At 39.7% G+C, this 21,997-nt stretch carries 13 protein-coding genes; all 13 read right to left on the bottom strand.

Translation table 11 applies throughout. The annotated features are described in order from the left end of the window. Nucleotides 1–3: 3 nt before the first annotated feature. The 13 genes from recD to hscB all read right to left on the bottom strand — a co-directional run bounded on the left by recD (nucleotide 4) and on the right by hscB (nucleotide 21,975). On the bottom strand, nucleotides 4–2,109 hold the full coding sequence (gene recD / locus CW745_RS01710) for an exodeoxyribonuclease V subunit alpha (RefSeq protein ID WP_101106662.1): 2,106 nt from the start codon (nucleotides 2,107–2,109) through the stop codon (nucleotides 4–6). Then, nucleotides 2,106–5,729, bottom strand: coding sequence for an exodeoxyribonuclease V subunit beta (gene recB / locus CW745_RS01705; protein ID WP_101106660.1), 3,624 nt, complete (start codon nucleotides 5,727–5,729; stop codon nucleotides 2,106–2,108). The genes recD and recB overlap by 4 nt, the downstream gene beginning before the upstream one ends. Then, entirely contained in the window at nucleotides 5,729–9,184 is a 3,456-nt protein-coding gene (gene recC, locus CW745_RS01700) for an exodeoxyribonuclease V subunit gamma (RefSeq protein ID WP_101106659.1), read from the bottom strand. The genes recB and recC overlap by 1 nt, the downstream gene beginning before the upstream one ends. A gap of 130 nt (nucleotides 9,185–9,314) precedes the next feature. Then, nucleotides 9,315–10,277, bottom strand: a complete 963-nt coding sequence (locus CW745_RS01695) for a phosphate ABC transporter substrate-binding protein PstS family protein (protein WP_101106657.1) — start codon at nucleotides 10,275–10,277, stop codon at nucleotides 9,315–9,317. 191 nt (nucleotides 10,278–10,468) lie between these two features. After that, a complete protein-coding gene (locus CW745_RS01690; RefSeq protein WP_101106655.1) occupies nucleotides 10,469–12,253 on the bottom strand; it encodes a DUF3466 family protein in 1,785 nt (594 codons plus the stop codon). Nucleotides 12,254–12,259: 6 nt separating this feature from the next. Then, nucleotides 12,260–14,173, bottom strand: coding sequence for an ABC transporter ATP-binding protein (locus tag CW745_RS01685; protein WP_101106653.1), 1,914 nt, complete (start codon nucleotides 14,171–14,173; stop codon nucleotides 12,260–12,262). Further along, nucleotides 14,173–14,403, bottom strand: a complete 231-nt coding sequence (locus tag CW745_RS01680) for a glutaredoxin family protein (protein ID WP_101106651.1) — start codon at nucleotides 14,401–14,403, stop codon at nucleotides 14,173–14,175. Before CW745_RS01680 ends, CW745_RS01685 begins: the two co-directional genes overlap by 1 nt. Then, nucleotides 14,396–16,666: a bifunctional 23S rRNA (guanine(2069)-N(7))-methyltransferase RlmK/23S rRNA (guanine(2445)-N(2))-methyltransferase RlmL gene (gene rlmKL / locus CW745_RS01675; protein WP_238596648.1), complete on the bottom strand. Its 2,271-nt coding sequence runs from the start codon at nucleotides 16,664–16,666 to the stop codon at nucleotides 14,396–14,398. The genes CW745_RS01680 and rlmKL overlap by 8 nt, the downstream gene beginning before the upstream one ends. 556 nt (nucleotides 16,667–17,222) lie before the next feature. Beyond that, nucleotides 17,223–18,515: an aminopeptidase PepB gene (pepB, locus tag CW745_RS01670; protein WP_101106649.1), complete on the bottom strand. Its 1,293-nt coding sequence runs from the start codon at nucleotides 18,513–18,515 to the stop codon at nucleotides 17,223–17,225. A gap of 61 nt (nucleotides 18,516–18,576) precedes the next feature. Further along, on the bottom strand, nucleotides 18,577–18,774 hold the full coding sequence (gene iscX, locus CW745_RS01665; protein WP_101106647.1) for a Fe-S cluster assembly protein IscX: 198 nt from the start codon (nucleotides 18,772–18,774) through the stop codon (nucleotides 18,577–18,579). A 421-nt stretch (nucleotides 18,775–19,195) separates the two neighbouring features. Next, a complete protein-coding gene (fdx, locus tag CW745_RS01660) occupies nucleotides 19,196–19,534 on the bottom strand; it encodes an ISC system 2Fe-2S type ferredoxin (RefSeq protein ID WP_101106645.1) in 339 nt (112 codons plus the stop codon). Nucleotides 19,535–19,588: 54 nt separating this feature from the next. Next, nucleotides 19,589–21,445: a Fe-S protein assembly chaperone HscA gene (gene hscA / locus CW745_RS01655; protein ID WP_101106643.1), complete on the bottom strand. Its 1,857-nt coding sequence runs from the start codon at nucleotides 21,443–21,445 to the stop codon at nucleotides 19,589–19,591. Nucleotides 21,446–21,465: 20 nt separating this feature from the next. Further along, nucleotides 21,466–21,975, bottom strand: a complete 510-nt coding sequence (gene hscB / locus CW745_RS01650; RefSeq protein WP_101106642.1) for a co-chaperone HscB — start codon at nucleotides 21,973–21,975, stop codon at nucleotides 21,466–21,468. Nucleotides 21,976–21,997: the final 22 nt, after the last annotated feature.

Raw genomic sequence — 21,997 nt, 5'->3', positions numbered from 1 at the left:
CTTTTATTCCACTTTTAAACGTTCGACCAAACGACTATGACGCTGCGTTTTATTTTTTATCGCACGAGCCATGAGTGAGAGATCACTAAATAATGTTAACTGCTTTTTAGCGCGCGTAATACCGGTGTAAATGAGCTCTCGAGTCACCACAGGCACAGCTGTTTGTGGTAAGGCTAATACTGTGTGATTAAATTCAGAGCCTTGACTTTTATGTACCGTCATCGCATACACCGTTTCATGACTTGGTAAACGACTCGGTTGAAAATCATACACGTCGCCATCAGCCATTTGAAAGTAAACACGAAGCTGTCCGCTGTCATCTAATAAACACAAACCAATATCACCGTTATATAGGCCTAAGTGATAGTTATTTTGTGTGATCATCACAGGACGCCCAACATACCAGCTATGCACAAATTGATCGCTACTACTGTCAACTTTAATCAAGCCAGCATCGCTTAACACCGTTTCAGCTCGTTGATTTAAGCCCATGATGCCCCACTCGCCCTCACGAATCGCACATAGTATTTTAAACTCATTAAACTGCTTTAATAACTGCTTCGCTAAAACACGGTTATCAGCACCGATAGGTTGTAAGTTTTTCAAATAGGTCGCGTAACCATCAACAATCATTTTATCCAATAGTGGCTGACTAGTTTCATTATTCGCATAATGATGAAGGTCTTCATACTGCTCACATAACGCAAGAACCTGTTTACGATTCGCTTTTCCTTGATTAATCGCAGAGGCTAAGTAGCCAATACCTGAATATTGATCAAAACGATAACTTTTTCGTAACAGGCATAATTTATCTGCCATGCTTGAAGGTGAGTGAGTTTGTCTAGATAAACTATCAAAACCTGTCATTTCAACTAACTGTTGTGCTTTTTGTGCACTATAGCCACTATCAATAAACGCACATATATCACCTAACACCGCGCCCGCTTCGACGGATGCTAATTGGTCTTTATCGCCCAATAAAATCAAACGTGCGTGCTCAGGCAATGCCATCAGCAATTTAGCCATTAAGGGTAAATCAACCATCGAAGCTTCATCCACAAGCAATAGATCTAAATGCAGACGTTTATTTTCGTCATGACGAAAGTGGTTACTGTTTGTTTTTACTCCTAATAAACGATGTATGGTGCTCGCTTGTGTTGGAATTTTATCTTTAATGCTTTGTGCGACATGCAGATCATTGAGTGCATTAGTGATCGACTCCGTCAAACGTGCGGCGGCTTTGCCCGTTGGTGCAACCATTTTGATATTAAGATCTTCACGTACCTGCAGTAGCAATGCTAACAACTTAGTGACCGTGGTCGTTTTTCCCGTACCTGGGCCACCAGAGATAACACAGCGTGCACTGCTCAATGCTAAAGCAGCACTCACTTTCTGCCAGTCGCAGCGACTATGTTGTGGGATTAACTGCTCTAATTGGGTGAGATCTTCGGCTTTACTTGCCTGATTAAAACAGTTTTCAATCGCAGCCCAATCAAGGTTATTTGGCGTGATAACATCTAAATATTTTTCACATAACAGGCCTAAGTCTTGTTTTTTATCACTTTGCCAAGCATTAAAAATATAACCATAGTTCGTCGCAAAAAGTTTATCTAACTCCGTCTTTACATCACCGTTGATCATTATCTGTGGTTGATGTAATAATTTATCTGCAATGAGTTGCTCAAATTGGGCATAGCGACGAAGATACAAGGCACCATATTGTAAGCTTAAGGGCGCTTTATCATCACTACCTTGTACTGATACACAGTGCGAATCGCTAAGTTGTGCATGAATCTCTTGTGTATTTTGTAATAAGCAGGACAACGCATAATGATCGTAAAACAGCTGGAAATCTATCTCGCTACTAAGGCATTTCTCATTAAGCTGTTGGCAAATAGTTTCGAGGGGAAGACAGATATGCCCTTGCCCTAAACATTCACTGCATAAAGTAGCACTTAATACGGTTAAATTATCTGCCCCTAATTGTGCTATAAACTCACCAAAGTGGTAATCAATCGCGCGCAGTAAACCTAAATTTTTCCACGCTTTTAGCTGTGTGAGTAGCGTTTGTTGCTTATTCGGTGTTTGAATATCTACTTGCTCAATCATAACGCTTGCTCCCCATTAAATAACTTATCCAGACCATCAATCAGTGCAAAACTGGGTTTATTAAAATAAACACCACACTGATTATCATCCTGCATGCCACGAATAAAGGTGTAATAAACGCCTCCGATATGTAACTCATAATCGTAATCAGGTAATCGGCTTCGTAATAAGCGGTGTAACGCTAAGGTATATAATTGATACTGGAAATCATAGCGATGCTCGATCATCATATTTTCAATATTAGTTTGATTATAATCACTGAGCGTATCACCCAAATAGTTGGATTTATAATCGAGGAGATAATATTTCCCTTTAAACTCAAAGGTAAGGTCGATAAAACCTTTTAAAAAGCCCTGTGCACTAATAAATTGCAATTCACCGGCACGTTTTGAGAGTGGATCATGTTGTTTGATTAATTGATTTACTTGATATGCATGCAGTGGTTTCATATCGATAAAAAATTGCATTTCAACTTTTTTACTTGCTGGTAATAATGTACTTAATGACAAATCATCACTCAGCGGGAACGTTAAAATTTGCTCAAACCATCGCGTTAAGATGGGTGTCCAAATTTCAACATCATCATAAAGATGTTTTATTAACTGTGCTTCAATAATGGCACTTAACTGCTCACTATCTCGATGATTAAAATCAATCAACTCAAATAGCAGATGTAAAAATGAGCCATGTTTAGCGCCACGTGGAAAACTAAAGGGACTTTTCTCAGGCACGATTTGTATCTCATCATGTTCGACTTCACTGGCGACTTTCACAGTTTGATGACTACCAGTATGAAATCGCGATAATGATGAATAACTACTGATCCACCAGTTACGCTCGATTTTACCATTAAATTCCCGAGGTGCTTGCAAGGTGGTATCCGTGGTGATTAACGAATAGGCTTCATCATTACTTTCTGGCGGTGTCCGCACCGATATATTAATGCTTAACTTTTGCATCTTCTCTAATTGTGCATTTAAGCCGGCCGTGTCACCCGCAAGTAAATCTTTGCCTGTTTGTAAACAGATATAACCTAGTGCACTTTTGGCAAGTGGGCTATTTTTAACGCGACCTGTTTTATAACTACTAATGCCAATGTAACAGCGATAAACACTGCGTGTTAAACCCACATATAAAAGACGTAGATCTTCCGCAAGTTGCTCTTTTTCAGCTAAGGCCACATGCTCTCTGTTATTTTGCAGATCATAAAAAAGAGTATGTTGCTTATCAGGATCATGATAAAGGCAATCACGAGGCTTTTGATACAGCCCCGTAAAGGGCATAAACACAATATCGTACTCAAGCCCCTTAGACTTATGCAATGTACTCACCTGAATCAGGTCTTTTTCACTCTCTAATCGTTGTTTTTGTTCACTATTATCGCTGTTAACCTGTGTTACTTGGTCAGCAAACCAACGCAACAGGGCAAACCCACCATCGTGCTCAACACTGTTTTTCTGCAATAGTTCTGTAAGGTGTAACAGATCCGTTAATAACCGTTCGCCTTTATTATCTTGAAGTAGTTGTTGATTGATACCCTGCTCATTAAACAATTTATGTAACATCACCAACACACCGCTTTTATTCCATAACGCTTGATAATCAAAAAACTGCGCTATCTTTTGCTCCCATAATTTTGTATCCGCTAATAACTGATGAATGGTAACTGGGCTCAATGCAAACAATTTACAGCCAATGGCACTGCGTAATAGGCGTTCATCTTCAGGGTTTAAGCACGCCTTTAAAATATAAAGTAAATCTTTGGCAAGTGGCGTTGCATAAACACTCTCCTTTAAAGAGAGATACACGCTGTTAATATTTTCATCAAGTAGTGCTTTACGAATTAAAGCAGCCTCTTTACCAGTTCGTACCAAGATCGCAATATCATTAGCGCGAAGTGGTTTTTTATGCCCCTCTTTGCCCTGTATATATGCCTTACCTTGTTGCGATAACATTAATAGGTTTTTAATCTCATTAACGCAGGCCAACGTGATTGATTGTTTAAACCCATCGGCATTTTCCCCCCCAACAGGGTGTATAAATTGCAACGCGGTTTGCGTGGGATCATTAAAATTTTTAGTGACCAATTTTTTGCGTTTAATATCTGGCGCTTTAACCGCAATAAAAGGAATATCTTCATCGTAAATAAAGGGCGAGGGGCAAAACTCAAAAAAGCTATTGACCGCGTTGATCATCTCTGGAGATGAACGATAGTTATAATCTAAGCTGTAATGTGCGCTAACATTTTTACGCGCTTTCATATAAGTAAAAATATCGGCGCCACGAAAGCTGTAGATAGCCTGTTTAGGATCGCCAATCATAAATAGCCCTGAATCACGCGTTAGCTCAGTCTCTTGATTCTCTGGCTTACTTTTATTATCGCTCTTTTCAGCATGACTATGGTATGGCTGATAAATAGTTTGGAAGATACGATATTGCACGGGATCGGTATCTTGGAATTCATCTATCAATGCAATCGGATAACTGCCTTTTACCTGCTCAGCTAAGGCGTTATCGGGGGAATTTTGCAATGCATCATCAAGACGATTAAGCAGATCATCAAAACCTAATAAGCTTTGGCTTTGTTTATTACGCTGTAAATTTTCACGTACCCAATTGGTCGCTTTCACTAAAATGGTATTTTTAATGGATAGATCTAACGCAAGTATCTCCTCTATTTCAGTGAATACTGCGTGTGTTGGTGTTGCTCCCTTTGGCGTTTTTTCATCTAAGGTTTTCTGTGAGAATTTTTGCAGGTTTTTAGGTAAATCTAATGCGCTACTTTCCACAAAGGCCCAATCTGAAATTTCCTTTAACCACTTAGGTAGGTTTTTCTTGGTATAGCTTCGTTTTGAAACATCGGAATGGCTAATAATATCGAAATAATCCGCTTCATGTTCAAGCCAATTATTCTTTAGCTTTTCAATAATGCTAAGACTATTTGCATATTTAGCTTTGAAATCAAAATCTTCAACCTTAGGAAGAAACTGTACATCATGACGTGATAACCAACTGCGTAACTCATTTTTAAGTTGCTCAGGATGTTGCCAGTAACTATAGATAAGCTCGGTTAAGGGCACAGAAAGATCGTAAAAGTGACTTCGCCAAAAGTCATTAGTCGCTTGTAATAATAATTGGCTATCATCCTCTAAGAGACTCTGTTGAAATAAACTCCCAGACTCAAAGGCATTCTGCATCAACATTCGCTGACAGAAACCATGAATGGTATAAATAGATGCTTCATCCATCTGTAATTCGGCAAAACGCAGCAAACGAATATCGATCGCTAAATCGGCGCTTTCCTGTATCAGCGCACTAACAAAGGGATCGTTACTCTCACCTTTCATAAACGCTAAGCGCACTTCGATGATCCGCTCTCGAATACGGCTACGTAACTCGGCGGTTGCGGCTTCAGTAAAGGTAACCACTAATATTTTATCAACGGTCAGCGGTGCTTGATGGCTATTTTCTTTACCGTGTCCGAGCAGTAAGCGAATAAATAAGCTAGCAATGGTGTAGGTTTTACCTGTCCCCGCAGAAGCCTCAATCAGTCGCATTCCGTAAAGAGGGAAGGTTAAAGCGTCTAATGATTGTGGTGTTATGGTTATTGTATTTTGCATTATGCGTCACCCTCACTGTATTCGATAGCGCTGATATTACTCAAAATGGGTTTAAACACTTTAAATGCTATCTTTTCAAATTCGAGCCAATGATCCTCTAAATTGTCATAAACACGGCTGATATAAGGATCGCTTCCCTCGCTAAATCCACGTGTATTAGCAAATATATCTAGGGCAGCTTGCTGTGCTTCTGCGCGTGTTTCAAAATCAATATCCTCTAATACATAACAGTTGGGCTGTTGTAAATTTACAAATGTACACCAAGCAAAGGCGCTTTGAATGAAAAAGGGTAAAGGTTGTTGTAGCCCTAATTCATATAGTTCGATCAACTCAGTTAAACGTAAATAAGCGTAATCTGCAGGTACCTCTTCAAAAAATACACCACTACCTTGACCAAGCAAGGTCGAGTTGAGGTTTTCACCATGGGTAATACAATAGCAAAGATGTTCGAGCCACAAGCTTAATATCTCTTTACCCCTAATTCCCCCGGTTTTAATACGTACTAAGCCATTCTCACAATGATCAGTTAGCTCGCCTAATAAACGCTTTTCACCAAATTGAAGGTCAACATTGACGGTTTCAATTTCGCCAACAAAATAACCGATGGTGATATCAGCGAGATCAACCATCGCTTGTAGATCTCGATTAAAGGCAAGAGGGGCAAACTCGGAAAGCGGTAATTCCCCCGTCGCTTTGATCTCTTTAAATAGATCAACTAACGAGCGCCCTTCTAAAGCGACTTCAAACTGCTGCCCCTTGAGGTGATACTGTTGCAAATTATCTAATGCAAAGGGTTCATCATTGTCTAATTCGTTATTATCTAATTCAAAAAAGATATCTAAACGACGATTAAAGAAGGTTTTACAAGGATGTTTTAAAAATTGCTTAAGATGCAAAAGTTGTACTTCAATTAACGGCTCCGCCAAAGGCAACAACAGTAGTTTATCTTCCTGTGCCACTTGCTCCTCATGCAGTGCATGCCACCAGATCGGATTAAAGGTTTTCACATTACCGTGGTAATAGCGCTCACTAAAACTTTGCATCGGATAATAGTGACTGATTGAAGCGATCAGTTTCTCACTTGCTTGGCTACTTTCATCATCAATATTATCCGATAAAACAAAACTATGTTGACAATAATTAAGCAACTCAGACACCAGTACCGAGGCCATTTTTTCACTGTTATCATTAATGTCTCGGCCGATATAACTGATATATAGCTGCGATTGTGCAGAAAGTAGCGCCTCTAAAAACAGGTAGCGATCCTCTTCACGACGCGAACGGTCACCGCGTTTTCGATGACCGGCCATCAAATCAAATCCCATTGGCACAATATTGCGAGGATAAATGCCATCGTTCATGCCTAATAAACAGACTACTTTAAAGGGAATAGAGCGCATTGGCATCAGCGTACAAAAGTTAACTTGCCCTGCTAAAAAGCGTTGGCTACTCGATTGTGATGTTAAGTGGTTTTGCAAATACTCTAACAACACAAAAAGGGAGATCGGCTCTGAAAAATGCGCTGTTTGTGTGCCACTCACAAGATCATCTAACTGCTCACGAATGAGAGTAAAAATGGCACTGTTGTCATCATCTTCCAAATAAAAGTCATCAATTAATTGATAGATAAAAGCCTGCCATTGCGCAGCATCATAACTTTCTTTTAAGCTTTGCTCGAGACGCACCAACATATCAATGAAGTCAATGAAACGCCCAAGTAACTCACCTTGTAAACCTTGCACATCATCATAGGGAGAGATGCCTTCAAATAGCTCATCGCCCATCGCATAACCGAGAAGCATCCTTTTTAAACCGAATAACCAACTATTTTGCGATAACTTAGGCAGATCCCATTGTGTGCTACTGTTTTCATTAAGCCCCCAACGGATACCACTTTCGTTAATCCATTTTTGTAACAGAACAAAATCGGATTGTTGCAGTTTAAAACGATGTAAAATGGCCGGTACTTCTAATAAAGCGAGAATATCTTCACGGGTATAACGGCTTTGATTTAGTTTTAACAGCTGTAAAAAACTCACTAATATTGGATTTTCTTGCTGCGCGCTCACATCGGAAATAGTAAAGGGAATATAACGATTAGACTCACTATTACGTAGCGCTTGGTTAGCAAAAACCGCCTGCACATAGGGGGCGTATTGATCAATATTCGGTACCATGACGATAATATCTTTAGGCGTTAAGGTACTATCGTCGCTGAACATGGCGAGCAGGTTATCATGCAATATTTCCACTTCCCGCATAATACTGTGGCAGATATGAACACTCAGAGATGTATCACTATCGCTAATAACAATACGCTTACTAGCTGTCAGGCTGAGTGCTTGACTACTGTCTTTAAGATCTAATATATCCGCTTGAATATGATGTAACAGGTTATCTCGCTCAATATCGACAAAAGCATCAATCTCGTTTTGTTCAAGGCTATACAACTGATAAAGAAAGTCACGACCCATTTTACCCATCGAAGCGAGTAAAGGGTTGCCAACTTCACTCTGTTCATCTTCGCTAAGTGCCCACTCGCGATGTGCCTCATCCTTCTGCCAACTTGTTTCATCTAACTCACTAATTTTACCCTCTGCCACCATCAACTTTTGACGGCTTAGGGCAAAACGCTTTGCTAACAATTTAGGATCAACAATATCTCCCCAATAATAACGACAGGGATTACTCAGTAAGAAGTGCACATCACAATGCTTGGAAAGCCCTAATAAGGCTTGCAGATATGACTCAGGTAACGCTGAAATACCAAAAACAAAAATACGTTTGGGCAAATGATGAAGTTGTGCGCTGTTTTCAAGCTGTTTCAAAAAAGCTTTATATAACCCTGCTCGGTGATACGCCTTACCCTGAGCACTGAAATTCTTCTCGATTGCTTGGCTGAGCTTTTTCCACAATTTTGCTTGCCAGCGTTGCCCATCAATCCATAATGGTATCGCATCTGGATGTTCACTATGCCAGGCACTAATATCCAGTTCATCTGTTTCATCCCAACGGTCGATCCACTCCGGACGATAAACTAAATATTGGTCAAAAATATCGGCTATTTTTTCACTTAATTGAAAGCGCTTACGTCCTTCATCGTCCTGCTCAAGATAATGTTGTAACGCATTAAAATCAGGATCAGCTAAGCATTCAGGTAATAGCTGCATAATATGCCACGTCATGGACAATTTATTAAATGGGCTACTCTCAGGTACATCCTGCAGGAGGTGGATAAACTGCTGCCAAATAAAACTCGCTGGCAATGGAAAATCGATATTAGCAGCAACCCCGGTTGAACTGGCAATCTCTAACTGAAGCCACTGTGCCATTCCTGGACTTTGTACTAAAACAGTCTCATTATCAAAGGGGTTTTCAAGAGGCGATTGTTGCATTAAAGCAACTAAAAGGTCTTTTAAAAGAGAAAGCTGATTAGAGTGATAAACTTGAAACACAAGCACCTACCTTAAACCATGAATAATAATTTATATTTTAGTATACAGAGGCTTAGCGAAGGAGCTATTTTTTTAGTAAAAAAAAACAGCGCCTAAGCGCTGTTTTCATAGTAAGGATTAATTTTTAAACTTAAAGACCTAGTTTAGCTAGCTCTTTCATTGCCACTTTGCTTGGAAGTGGAATGTAACCATCTTTCTTTACGATAGCTTGACCTTGCTCAGAAAGAACCATTCTTAAGAATTCAGCTTGTAATGGAGAAAGTGGCTTGTTTGGGTGCTTATTCACGTAAACGTATAGGAAACGTGATAATGGGTATTTACCAGAGATTGCGTTATCCATTGATGCTTCGATGAATGGACCACCTTTCTTAGAAAGCGCAACCGCTTTAACACCAGCTACTTTATAACCGATACCAGAGTAACCAATAGAGTTCAGTGAAGAAGCAACTGATTGTACAACTGACGCTGAACCTGGCTGCTCATTTACGCTGTTTTTAAAGTCACCTTTACATAATGCTTTTTTCTTAAAGTAACCGTATGTACCCGATACTGAGTTACGACCAAATAGTTGGATATCTTTACCTGACCAGCTACCTGTTAAGCCAACATCAGCCCATCGTGTTGCATTTTTATCGTTACCACATTTTTGTGTTGCCGAGAAAATCGCATCAACTTGCTTAATGCTTAGACCTTCAATTGGGTTATCTTTGTTAACAAAAACAGCAAGTGCATCGATTGCAACGCGTACTGCAGTTGGTTTGTAACCGTAGCGTTTTTCAAATGCTTCAATCTCTTTAGACTTCATTTTACGGCTCATTGGACCAAACTGTGAAGTACCTTCAGTTAAAGATGGTGGCGCAGTAGATGAGCCAGCAGCTTGAATTTGGATGTTGATATTTGGGTAGTTTGTTTTAAACTCTTCAGCCCAAAATGTCATCATGTTCGCTAATGTATCAGAACCTACAGAAGAAAGATTTCCTGAGATGCCACTTACTTTTTCGTAAGTTGGTAGTGAGCCTGCTTGAGCAGAAGTTGCAACAGTGAATAATGATGCGCTAAGTGTCATAGCTGCAGCTAATGTTTTAAGTTTCATCTAAAACTCCATGTAGATAGTAATGTAATTTGAATAATTATCTTATCAATCTGTTAATAAGAATTGGTTCACCCCTTGGCGATGTGACTAATATGCCCACTTTGTGTGACACTTTAATGACATGTGAAATTAATTTGAAAAAAAAGGCCCGAAAGTAAAACTAGCGGACCTTTTGAGGAAACATTTAGTATTTATCGTTTATAACGACGAATAAACAATACTGGCATGGCAAGAAGCCATAACCAAAACGTCGCCCCACCTTGCCTTTCATAGGGTTCATCGACTTCCTTAAATAAAGAAGATTCCCAACAATTTGGACTATCATCAGGTGCAATGCCCACTGTATTAGGTGTTAATTTAAAAGCAGCCGGTATTGCATTAGTTTTATTTTTGTAATCTTCAGGAGTGTCATATTTAAAGCCTTCGGCTAAAACAACGCCCTTATCACTAATGACTCGTGCACTTCTTATTCTGTATAAAGGAGACTCAACGACACCGTCAATTTGTTTACAAATTAGATCATTCATTAACCAAGCTTGATTTTTGTTACTATCAAATAAGAATGCTGTTTGGCTTCGCGGACTCCCTCCATATACAGGATCCACTTGATCATAATCATCTACCTCGCCAACAATCCAACCTGCTTCATTGGCAGCATAAGCTTGGCTGTTTGCGCCACTTTTAGAAATAAAATAACTACCATTATTTTCAAGGCGTTGCTGAGATGTTGATACTTTTTTATCCTTTAATGGAAACTTAGCAACGTTATTAATGCTGTCATGTACAAAAAACTCTGTGGCTTTATTTCGCCCTTTCGCTGTTGCATACTCTCTATTACCTGTCACAAGCCCAGCATCAGATATATTAAGCGCCCAAGTATTATAAATTAAATCATCTTGGTCTTCGATATCATTGGTTGCAGCCACTATTTCAACGGGAAATCCATATTCACCGTTATCAGTCGGGTTCATAATAATAGCTCGTTGACGAGCACCTTCACTATTGCTGCTATATTCAAAAGTTGAAGCACCAACAGCAACACCATTTTTGTTTATATCAAAGGCATGCGCACTAAACGTTAAACTATTTTTACGATCAGATAACCAAGATGTAGCTAGTGGCTTGCCAGATATCTCACCTCCAAGTTGCAAATCAGTAACATTCCACGCCCAAGCCTGTGTATCAAAGCCAGGACAACGTACTAGATCATTAATATTGAAGCGATTATCATCTTCATCACTAAAATAACAATCAAGGAAGTAGTCAGAATCATTTTTCGCATATGAGACACTGCTAGCGCCAATTATAAGTATTTGTGGATCACCAGTTTTATAAGTAACTTCTTGAATTTTATAAGCACTACTAAAACCACCTGCTTCGGTAAATTCAGGTAGTAATTCGCTTACCTCACCATATATAGACTGTATATAAGCGCGACGAACAAATTCACGGTTTTGTCCACTATAAGGCGCAGAAGCATATCCTACAGTAAAACGGTCACCGTTGATTTCGTTCGTTACATCAGTCACTTTGACATCGACACTATCACTCGGTAAAAATGGTGTTTGTGCAGTATCACTTCCATCTAGAAGAGTATTGGCAAACATATAACTGCTATAACCAGTTGATGCATTTGCTTGTGCATTACGCCAAGCTTGATATGCATTCTCATAGCTTAACTGTCCTGCAGACTCACTGCCATAAAAGACAAACTCACAAAGAATATCATCATATTGGCACTCTCGATTAAAGGTATAAGGTAAGCCAATATCGATATTAGTAGAAAGTGATGCCTTCATAGAATGAGTCGCGATAAATGCCTCATCTTCAGACATTGCAACGGGGTACGGACCATAGTTTGCGCCATCCGCATAAACTTTAATCTCTTCAATATTATAATAAGCATCTTGTGCCCAGCTATTGCTGGTCATCAGCATAGCTAATGAAGCAGAGACCAAGGTAAGTTTAGATTTCATGTAACATTATTCTCCGTTTTTTAACTCTTCTAGATGTTCCCAACGCTCAAAGGCAACCTCTAACTTTTCTTCTGTACTCGCCAAATCAGCAAGAAACATATCAGCATCTTGTTTATCTTTTGTGAAAAATTCAGGTGTATTAATCATTGCTTGCAACTCTTCAACACGACTCTCTAACTCTTCAAGCTCTCTTGGTAGCGCATCTAACTCTAATTGCATCTTATAAGAAAGCTTCTTCGTTGCTTTAGGTTTTGCCTGTGCTTGTGGTTTTACAGCGGTGTTCTTTTTCTCAGTTTTTTTAGCCACATTCTGCGTCTGTTCACTTTGCGCTTTGTGTCTTGCTGCATCACTAAAACCACCGACAAACTGTTCAATGTTACCATTACCATCAAAGAACCAAGTATGCGTAACGGTATTATCAACAAAGCTACGATCGTGGCTCACTAATAATAACGTGCCTTGATAATCCGCTAACAACTCTTCTAACAGTTCAAGCGTTTCGACATCCAGATCATTCGTAGGTTCATCAAGAATCAGTAAATTGTTCGGTTTTAAGAAAATTTTGGCAAGTAAAAGACGATTTTTTTCACCACCAGATAATGCTTTTACAGGCGTTCTGGCACGTACAGGATGGAAGAGAAAATCTTGCAGGTAACCTAAAACATGGCGTTTATGACCATTTACTTCTACTTCCTGTTTGCCCTCAGCAAGATTATCCATCACTGATTTTTCAGGGTCTAAGGTATCGCGATATTGGTCAAAATAAGCCACTTCAAGCTTAGTTCCACACTTAAGTGTGCCAGCATCAGGCTGTAACTGGTCTAAAAACAGTTTTAGTACGGTACTTTTACCGCAACCATTGCGACCGATAAATGCGATTTTATCACCACGCATGATCGTAGTTGAGAAGTTTTTAACGATGCTTAAATCTTCGTAACTGTAAGAAACATCTTCCGCTTCAAAAATAATTTTTCCAGAGCGACTAGCGACATCAATATTAATTTTTGCTTTGCCCTGTACATTTTGGCGGTCAGCACGTTCATTTCGTAATGCTTTTAAAGCACGTACACGCCCTTCATTACGGGTACGACGTGCTTTGATGCCTTGACGTATCCATTTTTCTTCAATCGCTAATTTACGATCAAACTCCGCATTTTGTTCATCTTCAACACGTAGCGCTTCTTCTTTAGCCACTAAGTAAGCATCATAACCACCCGGCCAAGAGCTTAAATTACCGCGATCGATATCAATAATACGTGTCGATAAACGGCGAATAAATTCTCTATCATGGCTAATAAAAACAATTGCCCCTTTAAAACTTAATAAAAATTGCTCAAGCCATTCAATAGTGCCAACATCCAAGTGATTGGTTGGCTCATCTAAAAGCAGTAAATCAGGATCATTAACTAAAGCTTTCGCTAATGCGACTTTACGTAACCACCCACCGGAAAGTTCATCAAGGTTGGTTTCTGGCGATATGGCTAAGCGATCAAGGATTTGATTAATTTTGCTGTCTAGCTGCCAACCGTCTAGTTGATCTAACTTTTCTTGCAGTTTAGCTAATTTATTAAGCTGTTTTTCACTGCAATCTGATTCAATAATCACGAGTTGATGGTGGTACTCTTTTAATACGTCGCCAACATCATCCATACCTGACGCAACAAAGTCATAGGCGCTCATAGTATTTGCACTGGGGGGATCTTGCTCTAAGCGGGCTACTTTTACATCGGTATTGATCAGTAATGAACCATCATCAAGCTGAATACGTCCATCTAATACTTTCAATAGTGTTGATTTACCCGCGCCATTTCTTCCCACTAAACAAACACGTTCATTGGGTTCAATCACTAAGTTACTTTTATCTAATAATGGGTTATCGCCAAAGGCAAGTTCAGCATTATGTAAGGTTAATAGTGCCATTAATTCTCTTCTATAAAGTGTTGTAATTGTTGCAATGAAAATGGCCAATTAAGCGTTAAACCAGATTCATTTTCTACAACGGGAATTCGGGTTGCATAAAGCGCAACGAGCCTATCAGAGTCAATAATATCGACTTTTTGATAGCACAAGTTGAGCCGTTCTATTAATGCCAAGGCGTCATCACAGAGATGACAGCCATCGGTAAAATAGAGTGTTACGCGTTTAGTCATGTTTGCTTAGAATCCAACATTGGTGGATTTTTTGATTACGTTTAAAGTCCTCAGGAATAGAGGCTTTAGAGATATCTTTAACATAAAAACCGAGTGCTTTAATCGCATCTAGGTCTAACTTAAAGTTACGTTTATTGTTTGAGAAGATAATTTCGCCACCAGCATTTAAACGCGCGCTTGCAGAAGTTAATAAATCGACATGATCATCTTGTACATCAAACACATCACTCATGCGCTTTGAGTTTGAAAACGTTGGTGGGTCGATAAAGATAAGATCAAAGGTTTCATGAGCATGTTGTAACCATTTAATACAATCTTGCTGAATAAATTGATGCTGACCTTTAATGCCATTTTCTGCAAAGTTCTTTTCACCCCAAGCAAGATAGGTGTTTGACATATCAACACTAGTTGTTGATTTAGCACCGCCTAAGGCTGCATGTACAGATGCCGTTGCGGTATAACAGAATAGATTTAAGAAGTCTTTACCCTGCGCCATTTTGCCAATTTTTAAACGTACTGGGCGGTGATCTAAAAAGAGCCCTGTATCTAAGTAGTCTTGCAGATTAACAATCAGCTTAGCCGGCCCTTCATGCATAATAAGAGACTGCTTTTTAGCATCCATTTTCTCATACTGTTTACGCCCTTTTTGACGCTCTCGTACTTTGATGACCAGTTTATCATCGGACAAGTCCAGCATATATCGTACCGTTGAAACGACATCTAAAAAGCGACGACGCGTTTTACCGAGTTCAATCTCTTTCGGGGCGCGGTACTCTTGAATAATAATATATTCGCCGTAACGGTCGATAGCCACATTATATTCAGGTAGATCAGCATCGTATAAGCGGTAGCACTCAACATTTTCACGCTGTGCCCACTTCTCTAGTTTTTTTAGATTTTTTGATAGACGATTAGCAAAGGCCTCTGAATAGATAGCAGGTTTTATCTGCTTAACCTCTTTAAAGACAATTTCAGATTCTGTCTCTTCACCCATTGCAAAACTTTGTTCATCCGCTTCATCGCCACGGCCCATTGTCCAAGGGTTAATCGTGCCTGTCGCTTCTTTTGCAGCATTCTGTTTTGTTGGCGCTGGCGCATCTTCAACAGGACGTTTAGCAGAAATACGGTAGTTTTTAAGTACACACTCTATCGGGCCATTAAAGAATTTAAAGCTTTTAGCCGCACGCATACCTAAACAGCTTAATAGCTCAGTATCCATAGCAAACATCGCTAAATTCCAACCCGCAAAGGCATCTTTAAAATGTGCCCCTAATTCAGTGTAAAGCGTGATCGTATCGCTGAAACCACCTAATCGTTCACCGTACGGCGGGTTAGAGATTATCATACCTGTTTCTAACTCTTCAGCTGGACGTACTTTTTTAGCATCCTGCACAGAAAACTCGATTAATTCAGCGACACCCGCACGTTGTGCGTTTTGTTTGGCAATACGAATCATCTCTTGGCTTAAATCTGAAGCGAAAAACTTTGTTTCACAATCTTTTACTGCACGACGACCATACACTTGCGCCGATGTTTTAAGTGTTTTCCAGCACGCTTCGTCATGTTTTTTCCATTTTTCGAAACCAAAGGTGGGTCGTAGTGTGCCCGGTGCAATATTTAACGCCATCATAGCGGCCTCAATGATAACAGTGCCAGAGCCACACATTGGGTCAAGTAATGCTTCGCCTTTCCAGCCACTGCGCTTAACAATACCGGCAGCTAACGTTTCACGCAACGGTGCTTCACCGGCGATAGTACGGTAACCACGAATATGTAGTGGAGAGCCTGAAAGGTCTAAATAAATCGTCGCTTTATCTTTCCATAAACGGCCGTTGAAACGAATATCTGCATCGCGTTTTTCAACATTAGGTCGTTGCTCATCAAACTTTTTACGGAATCTATCAACTATCGCATCTTTAATCTTTAGTGCGCCAAATTGCGTATTACGAATTTCATCGTTACTACCTGAGAAATCGATCGAAAACGTACTGTGTATATCAAAATGTTCTTCCCATGGAATATTGCTACACCCTAAATAAAGATCAAGTGAATTGAGTACTTTAAATTCGCTCAATTTGAGTAAAACACGCGAGGCAAAACGAGACCATAAACAGACTTGATATCCCTGCTCAAGTGAACCATCGAAGCTAACCCCACCATTCATCTGCTTAGGGTTTTCAATCCCCATCTCTTTTAGCTCCACCTCAAGTAGTGGGGCTAAACCTTTTGCGGTTGGAATAAAATAACTTTGCATTTTTTGCATATTGGTTCTCTGGGGTTATATGGACGAGCGGAAAATAAAATGTTGTGCATTATACCCGTTACCATGCAAGATGCAAAATAAGCCAAGGATCAAGGTGGATATTTGTAGGCTTAAAAATCGTCACACTTTTTGCTTTTTATGCGATAGCTCATTGATTACAACGCGACTAAATAACAGAGCAATCTCTCTGCATAAAATTGGCAAATTCTGTCTCAAGTCAGCGCACTAAATGAATACCAATGTGGTTTAGAAATTGATCTAGTATTGCATAGGAAAAATTTAAACTATCAAGGCGTGAGATGCGCAAGTTAGTTGTTCTATCTTTACACAATTATACGGAACGATTTTAACAACTTCAGCTGACCACAAGGTGGCTAAGAACAAGATGTTCTGAATAAAATTCACAATACAGGCAGCGTAAATTTTAACAAATAAGGCGAATAACCTTTTTAATTCTTTTGCCATAAGGACATTGTGAGCATAAACCATACCCTGCGACTAAAAATAAAAAACACGGTAAAAACCGTGTTTTTAAAAGTCTCAGTGAAAAATTTCACTAAGCGAGAATTATCTCACTTAAGGTCATCACACCGTGCCCTTTTGCACCCGCAGACCACAACTGATTTGGTCCCGGCTGATAGCTTCCAGAAAGGTCAAAATGCAGCCAATTTTTTTCTGGTGTTTTAACAAAGTTAGCTAAGAAAGCCGTTGCTGTTGAAGCCCCCGCCATGCCATCGCCACTGTGGATATTAGCAATATCAGCAAAGGGTGAACTAATTTGTTGTCGGTGAAATGGTTCAAAAGGTAGACGCCAAAGCATCTCATTTTGCAATTTCGCAGCCTGCGTAGCCACTTCAACAAATTGATCATCCATACTGAGCACACAGTTATAATCACGACCAACAGCCATTTTAGCCGCTCCTGTTAATGTAGCAGCATCAATAATTTTAGCAGGATTGTCGTCCTGTGCAGCCAATAAGCCATCAGCGAGCACCAACCGCCCTTCTGCATCAGTATTAAGAATCTCAGCAGTGACACCATTTTTATAGGTGATCACATCGCCTAACTTAAATGCGTCACCACTTACTAAATTTTCCGCGCAACACAAATATAACTTAACGCGTTTTTGCAACCCGTTAACAATTGCTAAGGCTAAGGCACCGGCAATTGTAGCGGCCCCTCCCATATCACTTTTCATGGTTGCCATGCCACCACTTGGTTTTAGGCTATACCCACCCGAATCAAAGGTGATGCCTTTACCAATTAACGCGTATTCTACAGGGGCGTTATCATCATAGGTTGGATTAAAATCAAGCTGTAACATTGCACCTGGACGAACACTGCCTCTCCCAACTTGATAGATACCATGAAATTCATGCTCTAGCAGTTGCTCACCACTAATAATCTTATAACTCAATTGTTTTTCATCAGCGGAAATATGTTTAATCAATGAGGCGGCTTTTTCACATAACATCTCAGGAGAAAGCGCCTCAGGCCCAAGATTAATGGTATTTCGTACCCATTCGACTATCAATTTTCGTGATGTTAATGTCTGTAGTTGTAACTCATCTACATCACCGAAGTTTAATAATGCGCCTTTCTTGGGATCAAATAACCCTTGACTGAACGCCCAGCGTAATTCGCAATCCCAATGTTCACCAACCAGCTTAATCGCTTGTACCGACATGCTTTCTAGCTTTCTCGCAGCCATTTGTACCTGTGTAAAAAGTGACTTTTGTTTATCGAGATGAATGGTCGCCTGTGCTTCAGAAAAGCTTAACAGCGCCCCTTTTCCCCATAGCGGAGAAGCAGCATCAAAGCTAAGTGACACCAAAAAATTGTTGCTCATTGTTATTCCTTATAAAAACGTAGCGTTTAGCGCCGTTTAACAGTTGTGGTAACCAAGAATCTTAAATTTCTTCAATCCAGCATTGCTGAATTGCTTCTAAAATGCGTTCACTACAATGATTAGGATCATCTTCAAACTCCTGAAGCGCCAATACCCAATCACGTAAGTCGGTAAAGCGCACTTGCAATGGGTCTTGCTGAGGATATTTATCAATTAAGGCTAGTGCGATATCTAAAGAGTCTACCCATTTTAATTCCATATTATTCTCCTTTGTAGCTTATACCAAAACCACTAAATAACAGCATAATGTTCATTATTAAAGTGGCGCTAAGTAGAAATGTCATTAATCAAATAACCATTAATCATTAATCATTAATCATTAATCATTAACCTATTTTTGTTAATATGCGATTAATAGCTAACATAGTTAATCGCTCGAAAGCACCATCTATTTCCGTATTGAAGTTTTTTGTTCCTGCACTTGATGATATCTCAATTTTTCTCGGATAAATGACTTAGGCCATGTTTGATTAATTAAACGCGAAGTATTGAATGATGGCAAGAGTTTATAGGGAGGAGTTTCAACTGAAATTGAATAGTAGGTACGAATTAATTAAAAATGCCGTCACATACTACTTGAAACAGTACGGACGGCATTTATAGATAATAGCTAAATCAGATTAATGATTTTCTGAAACGATATTAACGGTATATTTAGGAATTTCAATCACTAGATCTTCATCTTTCACGCATGCTTGGCAGCCAAGACGTGACTCTGGCTCTAATCCCCATGCTTTGTCAAGCATGTCATCTTCCAGCTCATCACTCTCTTCGAGTGAATCAAAGCCTTCACGCACAACAACATGACAAGTCGTACAAGCGCATGATTTTTCACAGGCATGCTCAATGTGAATGTGGTTGGCAAGCGCAAGATCTAAAACAGTATCTCCCTCTTTGGCTTCAACGACAAGTCCATCGGGACATAGCTCTCCATGAGGTAAAAATATAACTTTTGGCATTCTCAATAACCTTAATTGTGTTGTTTATTTGTTACTGTAGCTAATACGATAACGTTAGATCGTGTCCACAGACTGTCCTGTAAGCGCTTTATTAATAGATGCATCCATACGCAGTGATGCGTAATGGTCGGTCAATTTATCAATCGCTTTCAATGCTTCTTTAATTGCTTGTACATCGGTGCCTTCACCAATTTTAGCTAATACTTCAATATTTTTTTCAATAACCGCAAATTCATCATCATCTAATAACTCACGTCCATCTTTAGCTAATGCACCCTGCAAGTTTTCAATAACACGTTTTACCTCAACCTGTTGCTCTATGAGCATACGAGCTTCGATATCTTGCTGTGCAAAGGTTTGCGATGCACTGAGCATCTCCATCACTTGTGCATCACTTAAACCATAAGAAGGTTTTACTTCAATATTAGCTTGCACACCCGATGATTTTTCCATTGCAGTGACACTTAATAAGCCATCAGCATCTACCTGAAAGGTAACACGAATATGGGCAGCACCTGCGGCCATTGGCGGAATATCCGTTAATACAAAACGCGCTAGAGAACGGCAATCTTTTACCTGTTCGCGCTCGCCCTGAAGCACATGAATCAGCATAGCAGTTTGACCATCTTTAAAAGTAGTAAACTCCTGTGCACGGGCTACGGGGATAGTTGTATTGCGTGGGATTACTTTTTCGACTAATTCCCCCATTGTCTCCAGGCCAAGCGAAAGCGGTAATACATCAAGAAGTAGCATCTCCGAGTCTGGTTTATTACCAACTAAAATATCCGCTTGAATAGCTGCACCAATCGCGACCACTTTATCCGGATCGATTGAAGTGAGTACCTCACGCTGGAAATATTCGCTTACTTTATTCCGCACTAAAGGGACACGAGTTGAGCCACCGACCATAACAACTTGTACTATCTCGTCTAATGAAACTTGCGCATCTTTAACAGCACGTTTACAGGCACGCAATGTTTTCTTTACTAACTTTTCAATTAGAGTTTCAAAGGTTGTTTTAGTTAGCGTCAGCGTTAAATCAAAATTGGTTAAGTTGATGGAAGCTTCATCGTGATCACTGAGTCGCTGTTTTGCTGCGCGAGCAACCTTTAATAACTCTTGCTGTAATGTAGGCGTTAATACGTCACTTATATTGGCTTCTGTTTTAATCCATTCAACAATAGCATGATCAAAATCATCTCCGCCTAAGGCAGAGTCTCCACCAGTTGCTAAGACTTCAAAAACACCTTTATGTAAGCGTAAAATGGAGATATCAAATGTACCACCACCAAGATCATAAACAGCAATTAGCCCTTCTTGACCAGAATCTAATCCGTAGGCAATGGCCGCAGCCGTTGGCTCATTTAATAGCCGTAAAACATGTAACCCCGCTAACCTAGCAGCATCCTTTGTTCCTTGACGCTGTGCATCATCAAAATATGCCGGTACAGTGATCACCACACCATCAAGTTCACCTTGCATACTATCAAAAGCACGTTGCTTGAGTGTTTTTAATATCTCGCTTGATGCTTGTACTGCATTTATCACACCACTACGGGTAACGATTTCAGCTAATCCGCTTTCATGAGTACTGAATTCATAAGGTAGGTGAGTTTGATCGACATCGAGCATTGACTTCCCGATCAACCTTTTTACTGAAACAAGCGTATTAAGTGGATCACTCACCAATTTTTGTTGCGCTGTATATCCGGTAGTAATTTGTTGGTTTTCACCATAATGAATAACCGATGGCAACATATCTTGGCCATTTTCATCAACCAATGCAGTGGCTTTACCACTTCGCACAGTTGCGACTAATGAATTAGTGGTACCCAAATCGATACCCACGGCGAGTTTATGCTGATGAGGTGCAGCCGATAATCCGGGCTCAGCAATTTGCAGTAGTGCCATAACAGTTATAACCTTTAGTATTAATCGAAGAGTTTTTCTTCAAGTTGCTCAATTTCAGTTTGTAGTTTGAGCATAAATTTTAATTTTCGAACACTATCAGCAGTGGCTTCAAATGCCTTTTCATGTAACTGCAATTCTATCTCAGATTCTAAATCATTAACTTGCTGTTGTATATTTTCACTAAACGATTCAATTGCATCTTCATCATCTTCAGTGAAAGACTCAATCTGCTCTCTCCATTGCATCTGTTGCATTAAAAAGCCAGTGTCCTGAAGCGTTCGTTGCTCAAGTGCAATATCAACACCGGCAAGTAATAGTAAATACTGAGCACGTAAGCAACTGTTTTTTAATGTTTGATATGCATCATTTATTTCTGTGCTTTTTTGCATAGCAGTAAGACGTTCGCTATCTGACAACATCACCGACTTGTCGGGATGATACTGCTTTTGTAATTCACGGTAGGTAGATGAAAGTTGGGTTTTATCAATATTAAATTGTGCAGGTAATGAGAAAATTTGAAAGTAGTTCAAAATAAGATCCTACTGGTGGCAT

This window comes from Psychromonas sp. psych-6C06, assembly GCF_002835465.1.
Classification (GTDB): Bacteria; Pseudomonadota; Gammaproteobacteria; order Enterobacterales; family Psychromonadaceae; genus Psychromonas.
Note: the sequence above shows the minus strand (reverse complement) of the source record. Positions and strands in the feature narration are given on the sequence as shown.

Coding starts and splice junctions, on each gene's coding strand:
- recD (WP_101106662.1), bottom strand. CDS start 2,109: ATGATTGAGCAAGTAGATATTCAAACACCGAATAAGCAACAAACGCTA.
- iscX (WP_101106647.1), bottom strand. CDS start 18,774: ATGGAATTAAAATGGGTAGACTCTTTAGATATCGCACTAGCCTTAATT.
- recB (WP_101106660.1), bottom strand. CDS start 5,729: ATGCAAAATACAATAACCATAACACCACAATCATTAGACGCTTTAACC.
- CW745_RS01695 (WP_101106657.1), bottom strand. CDS start 10,277: ATGAAACTTAAAACATTAGCTGCAGCTATGACACTTAGCGCATCATTA.
- CW745_RS01680 (WP_101106651.1), bottom strand. CDS start 14,403: ATGACTAAACGCGTAACACTCTATTTTACCGATGGCTGTCATCTCTGT.
- fdx (WP_101106645.1), bottom strand. CDS start 19,534: ATGCCAAAAGTTATATTTTTACCTCATGGAGAGCTATGTCCCGATGGA.
- CW745_RS01685 (WP_101106653.1), bottom strand. CDS start 14,173: ATGGCACTATTAACCTTACATAATGCTGAACTTGCCTTTGGCGATAAC.
- hscA (WP_101106643.1), bottom strand. CDS start 21,445: ATGGCACTACTGCAAATTGCTGAGCCCGGATTATCGGCTGCACCTCAT.
- pepB (WP_101106649.1), bottom strand. CDS start 18,515: ATGAGCAACAATTTTTTGGTGTCACTTAGCTTTGATGCTGCTTCTCCG.
- CW745_RS01690 (WP_101106655.1), bottom strand. CDS start 12,253: ATGAAATCTAAACTTACCTTGGTCTCTGCTTCATTAGCTATGCTGATG.
- rlmKL (WP_238596648.1), bottom strand. CDS start 16,666: ATGCAAAAAATGCAAAGTTATTTTATTCCAACCGCAAAAGGTTTAGCC.